Below are 6,251 nucleotides of genomic sequence, written 5' to 3'. Positions count from 1 at the left end.
ATGATTTCTGTTAGATAGGCCTGAGCTTCTTCTAAACTTGTAAACGTATCTCGATGGGCAAATGCTTTCCGACGGATGTATTCTACACTCCGCTCCACATGCCCCTTCTGATTTCCTTTTCTCGGTTCACATAGTCGTATTTTAAAATGATAATGCATCGATAGATTTTTCATACCATCGGTAATCTCACGCTCAGTTCCAATAAAGTTTTTTACAACAGTTCGCATATTATCGTATGTAAATACCTCTGGTACAAAGCCTAAATAGTTAATACACTTTACATGTGCATCTTGTACACAAACCATTGTTTCTGATTCATACAAATAGGCAAATCGATCATTACTATATGGTAGGGTAAAGACCGCCATCGAAAGAGAACGTAACGTTTGATCAATGATTAATTTTACTTCACCCCAGTCAAATTCAATCTCATGACCAGCAGTTGCCTTTTGACGAATAAACACTTCTTTTTGACGTTTCTCCTCACTATTTACAAAATTTCTAACAGTGGTATAACTAATTTCAAAACCTTCATCTAATAACTTTTCATGAATATCAATCATTTTTAGTTGTTGCTTGTGCATCTGATGTTGCCGTTTAAATTCATTATCTTTTAACATTTTTCGAATACGTTTCATCACCGTAGGTGTTAATGCACGTTTATTGCCTTTTCGCTTTTTATACGACGGAGGCGTTACATAGTTATCTGTAATAGGTAGTTCTCGAATATCTTGCTTTCTTTTTTCAAGATCCTCTTCGATATACTTTTTTACAGTATTCCGAGAAATCCCAAGCTCCTTCGCAATTTGACGTTGACTCTTATTTTCTTTATGAAAGGCTAATAAAACTTTTTGTTTCTTCTCCAAAGAAATCACCTCTATACGCTCCTAACTCTATGAAGTTAGGATTATTTTCATATAAAAGTGGCTCACTTTTCAACTGCGATGGTGGCTCAGTTTTAGCTTATCAAATACACTTAAGTAAACCGATAAATATGATCTAGACGTAATTTCTAATAAAAATAACAAGTTTTACTCCTTAATGAAGGAAGGCTTGTCTTATAATGAAAATATGCAGCTTTTAGAGGAGATAGTTGAAAAGCTTAAAGAGATAGGATGGGAAGACATGCAAAGTGATTTATTGAGTAAACTAGAAATTCTTTACCATACAGAATTATCGAATGGATTCCCATACGAAGATATTGAACTAATTGAAAAAGATTTCGTGGGTATTATCGATGAAGAGAATTGGTTGGCTGCTGATTTTAATGAATTTTGTATGCTTATTGCGGGAAGTTCTACTTATGTACTAGCAAATAAGAAAATTCCTAAATATCAAAGGCAAATTCTACATAAAGACTTTTTTTCACTTTACCCGAACTATTACTTTTTAAAAGATTCATTAGCTAATTATTCAAACTTTCATAGAGAACTTATCAGTTTTGAAAAAACAAGAGAATTGTTACTTACAATTATTAATAAAAATAGATAAGTTATTTTAGTTAAAAGAATTATTTTAAAAAGAAATGAAGAATACGGTAAAGGTAAGCTTCTAGGAAAAAGGATTTTCTATACGAAGGTTTTACAATCCCTTATTTATGTTGAAATCGATTTATTTGTCTTTTATCCTTTTTATTTTCTAAGCATTATACCAATGGTTTAAAGGTCCAGACTCTCTAGCACGTCTTAAAATTATATCCTATCAAGAGTATTCGGAAAGACCCAAACCATTAGTATAATCCTTGTGAACGATGAAAATTAGAACTGTTTCAAATCCTCTCCCGCTTAATAATGACGAAAGAGGCTATGATATAAACAAAAGAAATTAAATAGAATAGACTTGCAATGGTTAAGAAATCAATTAAGTAACCAGTAAGAATAATCCCTAAACCGCTCCACAATGAAATCTGTAAATGGTATTTACCAATTCGTTCACCTGCAGTTTCATTATCATTATTTCTAGCCAAAAAGGCTTTTTCTGTATTTTTTTGAATTGCACCGAGGATTCCCATCATGGTCTGTATCATATAAACTTGCCATACCTCGTACAGAAGTGGTATAAGCAACATTACGGCAGCCGTGCCTAGTGTGTAAATAAGTAGCATTTTCTTATCACCATACCTATCACCTAGTCGGCCGATGATTGGATAGGTAAGCGCTGCGGTTAAAGTAAACAATCCATAGGCCCAACCAAATTGAGAGTAGCTATCTCCAACATTTTTAATCAATAATAAATAAAATGGAAAGACTACACTACTTGCTGCAATTAGAATGCTTTGGGCAATTAAAAACTTACGGAAATTCATTGACTGTACTCCTTGTAAAATAGATTCATAAATAATTCATTCATGTCAAACTGTTTCTTTTGTTCGAAAAACTCTTTGTTCTTCGGATAGGCTTCATCCATTTGCGCTTGGGTAGGATAAGAATAGTAAGGCAAATAGTAGGAGCCATCGTGTTGTAAGGTAACATCAATCATTTTCTGGATAACCTTTTTGGTTTTTTCAATTTCCTTTTTGCTTTTACCTTGGTTAATTAGTAAAACAAGTGCAAACATATCTTCTTTTGCATAGGATAATACCGCCTCATTATCTTCATTTACATAACGAACCGTAATATTTAATAGATTTAGTTCTTCTTTTTCAAGCATTGACCGTAAATCATCTAGATACATAGAGAACTCATCAATTGGGACAAAGTATTCTTGTAAAATTTCAGTTTTGCTTGGGTTGTCATACTCCATAAATTTACTGTCCCCTCGCATCGCATTGTTACGTGTAATGTAGTTCCCATCTTGGCCAACATATAACTTGTTTTGCATATCCCAAAGTAGGTTCTTTCCCCAATCACTGTAACGTGAAAGTCCAAGCATGAATTTTTGAGGTGCAGCAAGTGTATCTCTTTTTAACTCAGAGTAATTGGCTAAGTTATTTTGATTTTCAGCTAATTCATAATCCGTGACATACATATCACGTAGAAATGAATCTGGAGCTACGGATAATCTAGCAATGTGCATTCGGATATTTTCATTATTTTTGACATCATGAATGAAATAATCAGGATAATCCTGATAATCGATTGATCTTGAACGAATTTGATAGAGTTCGTCATCGGTTAAATGCATTGTGACATCTAAAATGATACCAAATAGACCATAACCCCCTATTACTAGAGGGAAAAGGTTACTATTTTCTGTTCGACTGACATTGATAATATCTCCTTGAGGAGTAAGGAGTCGGAAAGATTCAACAGTATCAATAAGCGAACCATATCGAATATCTCTCCCATGGGCATTGACACTTATAGATCCTCCAACCGTAAAAATATTTTGTGATTGCATTACACGAATCGCAAGGTGATCAGGATTAATTTTCTGTTGAATATCTTCCCATGTAGTCCCACTTTGAACTGTAATCATTTTCTCATGAGGGTTATAGTCAAGGATTTTATTATATTTCTTCATATCGATCACTACACCGTTAGGATAGTATGTTTGTCCTCCCTGACTATGTTGCATGCCAGCAACAGAAATTTTCTCATTGTTATTAATCGATTCCTTTACCAAACTTTGCAGTTCTGCTTCACTTGTCGCACTATGTATTTCTTTTACCTTCGTAGGTAGTAACTGACCGACATCCTCAATGAAAATGGGCTTGTGATTATATAGCCAAAGAGAAAGTATTAATCCAATTCCGTATAGTGTACTAACGATTACAATACTTTTTTTCAAAATAACTCTCCTTAAATTCATGGTAATTACTGTTAGTTTGATTAGGTTAAGTATAGCTTTAAAGACTTTACCCTACAATTGCCAATTTTTAATTCGATAGTTAAAAATAAATTTCTTCCTTTTCCCAAGTACTAAACCGCTTTTTTTACAATAAGATATAAATAAATGTTTTGTTTCATATAATAGAAAGCCTTTTACAGAATAAATGTTTTATGGAATGTCATCAAATTTAAGGAGTGTTAAAGTATGGGTGCTGTTAATGGAAAGGATTTTATTAACAGACTGAATCAGCTAAAACCGGAGATTTGGTATGACGGTGAAAAAGTTGAAGGATTACTATCAGAGCATCCCGCCTTCAAAGGTATTATCCAAACAAAAGCGGCTCTCTATGATTTACAGCATGATCCGAAAATAAAAGATGAAATGACGTATACCTCCCCTACATCAGGTAACCCTGTAGGCCTTTCTTTTTTACAACCGAAAACAAAAGAGGATTTAATAAGAAGAAGAAAGATGTTTGAACATTGGGCACGACATACGGGAGGGATTATGGGGAGAAGCCCCGACTATTTAAATACAGTATTAATGAGTTTTGCCTCATCTGTTTCCCTTTTAAAAAATAAAAGTAACAGTTTTCCAAATAATCTCCAAGCGTTTTATGAATTAGCGCGGGAAAATGACTTATCGTTAGCCCATACATTTGTTGCACCGCAAGTGAATCGTTCTCAAATTTATATTGAAAATTCAGAGGAACCAATTGCAGCGAAGGTTATTGGTAAAAATGAAGAAGGCATCATTATTAAAGGGGCCCGGGTTCTAGCAACACAAGGTGGCTTAACTGATGAGTTATTAGTTTTTAGTGTCGGGAAATTTTTGTTTAACGAAGATGAAGCATTTGCTTTTTCGATTCCATCGAATACAAAAGGTTTAAAGTTTATTTGTAGAGATACATTTATTGGTGGTCAATCTGCTTTTGATCATCCATTAAGTTCACGATATGAGGAAATGGACTCCATTGTAGTCTTTGATAATGTATTAGTTCCATGGAATCGAGTATTTTACTATAACAATGACGAAGTAGCTGAAGACTTTATCATTAAAAGTTCCTTTCATCCATTTGCCAAGCATCAAGTAATGGTTAGACAAATTGTAAAATTGGAATTCATTTTGGGTGTTGCGGAGTTATTAATCGAAACGATTAATGTTAGTGAATATCAACATATTCATGAGAAAATGTCAGAAATCATCATTGGACTCGAGACAATGAGAGCGTTACTTGAAAAGGCTGAAAATCACGCTTCATTAGATGAATGGGGATATATGCGTCCTGATATTAATACGCTAATGGTAGCCGGAAATCTATTTCCGAAAATTTACTCCCGATTTACTGAAATTATTCAACAAATCGGTGCAAGTGGCATGATTACTTTACCGACGGAAAAAGCATTCCATTCGACGATTAGAACGGATTTAGATCGGTATTTACAAGGGGCAACAAAGCCAGCGGAGGAACGGGTTAAAATATTCCGCTTAGCCTGGGATTTAACAATGAGCTCCTTTGGAACAAGGCAAACTCAATACGAACGGTATTTTTTTGGTGATCCGATTCGATTATCAAGTGAGTTGTATAACGCCTATCCAAAATCAGAATATGTAAAGGTTATAAGCAACTTTTTAAAAAATCATATGAATTAATCCTTCTATTAATAAATGAGAATAATAGAATTACATGGAACATAGATATTTATAATATGAAATTTTATCATTCCCATTTATGAGCCCAATCAGAATAAATAAACTTGAATTTCTTATCCAAAATATTAAAATTAATTTAATTATACGGATAATTTATTCTTAACATTTTACAGTTTAATGGGGGAAGAAAGGTGTTTTAAACAATGACGAAAAAAGATTTTCTTATCTCTTTTGTCGTTGCGACTTTTGTAGTAGTAGTAGGGGGATTAGGTTTTATTTATTGGGTTTCAAAAGGAGAAGCTCAAGTAAATACGAAGACTGTTAAGGATGAGGTTATTCAAAAATCCGTTGATACAGCCCTTTCTACAGATACAGAAGGAAAAACGAACCTGGAAAAAGAAGCAGCCATGGGTGGTTTCCTCGATGAAAAGGTATTCCAACAAATGTTGCATGAAATGTCCCATCAAAAAGTCCATGCATCCCAAAAGTGGGGATTTATCGAAATGAAAGAGTCAACCATTAATGCCTTATTAAAAATGTTAGAAAACGGAAATTATGAAAATGAAAATTTGTATCGTGAAATTTTAACTGAATGGAAAGAAGGAAATTTTAAAAACGCAGTAGAGCATCACAACGCCATTTGGAAATTGCAAGGCGGTTCTATTGGGATGGCAACCCGTTTATTAACGGAGGAAGAAGAACAGAAATATTTAGAAGGTTTTCAAGATACTAAGTTTGTTGAAGAGAGTGGAAGCGGCGATTAATTCGCCGTTTTTTCTATATAAATACTAATTTCTTTTTACTTTCCTAATCTCCTTGCAATCTGA

At 33.7% G+C, this 6,251-nt stretch carries 6 protein-coding genes; 3 read left to right on the top strand and 3 right to left on the bottom strand.

Annotation, left to right across the window (positions count from 1 at the left end; translation table 11 throughout):
- On the bottom strand, nt 1-866 hold an 866-nt coding region (gene istA, locus ACH0B5_RS01275), incomplete at its 3' end, for an IS21 family transposase (protein WP_406927302.1).
- 187 nt (nt 867-1,053) lie between these two features.
- Here istA and ACH0B5_RS01270 point away from each other — a divergent pair.
- Nucleotides 1,054-1,491 carry a YxiJ family protein gene (locus ACH0B5_RS01270; RefSeq protein WP_406927301.1) on the top strand — a complete coding sequence of 146 codons (438 nt, stop codon included), beginning with the start codon at nt 1,054-1,056 and terminating at the stop codon, nt 1,489-1,491.
- Nucleotides 1,492-1,768: 277 nt separating this feature from the next.
- Here ACH0B5_RS01270 and ACH0B5_RS01265 read toward each other — a convergent pair whose 3' ends face one another.
- Both ACH0B5_RS01265 and ACH0B5_RS01260 read right to left on the bottom strand, forming a co-directional pair.
- Nucleotides 1,769-2,305: an MFS transporter gene (locus tag ACH0B5_RS01265; protein ID WP_406927300.1), complete on the bottom strand. Its 537-nt coding sequence runs from the start codon at nt 2,303-2,305 to the stop codon at nt 1,769-1,771.
- Nucleotides 2,302-3,732: an FAD-binding oxidoreductase gene (locus ACH0B5_RS01260; RefSeq protein ID WP_406927306.1), complete on the bottom strand. Its 1,431-nt coding sequence runs from the start codon at nt 3,730-3,732 to the stop codon at nt 2,302-2,304. Before ACH0B5_RS01260 ends, ACH0B5_RS01265 begins: the two co-directional genes overlap by 4 nt.
- Nucleotides 3,733-3,975: 243 nt before the next feature.
- On the opposite strand from ACH0B5_RS01260, the gene hpaB reads away from it, so the two are divergent.
- Nucleotides 3,976-5,424, top strand: coding sequence for a 4-hydroxyphenylacetate 3-monooxygenase, oxygenase component (hpaB, locus tag ACH0B5_RS01255; RefSeq protein ID WP_122972883.1), 1,449 nt, complete (start codon nt 3,976-3,978; stop codon nt 5,422-5,424).
- Nucleotides 5,425-5,627: 203 nt separating this feature from the next.
- Nucleotides 5,628-6,188 carry a DUF6241 domain-containing protein gene (locus ACH0B5_RS01250; RefSeq protein ID WP_122972884.1) on the top strand — a complete coding sequence of 187 codons (561 nt, stop codon included), beginning with the start codon at nt 5,628-5,630 and terminating at the stop codon, nt 6,186-6,188.
- Nucleotides 6,189-6,251 lie beyond the last annotated feature (63 nt).

The sequence above is a fragment of the Ureibacillus sp. 179-F W5.1 NHS genome, assembly GCF_045369345.1.
Lineage (GTDB): Bacteria > Bacillota > Bacilli > Bacillales_A > Planococcaceae > Ureibacillus > Ureibacillus halotolerans.
Note: the sequence above shows the minus strand (reverse complement) of the source record. Positions and strands in the feature narration are given on the sequence as shown.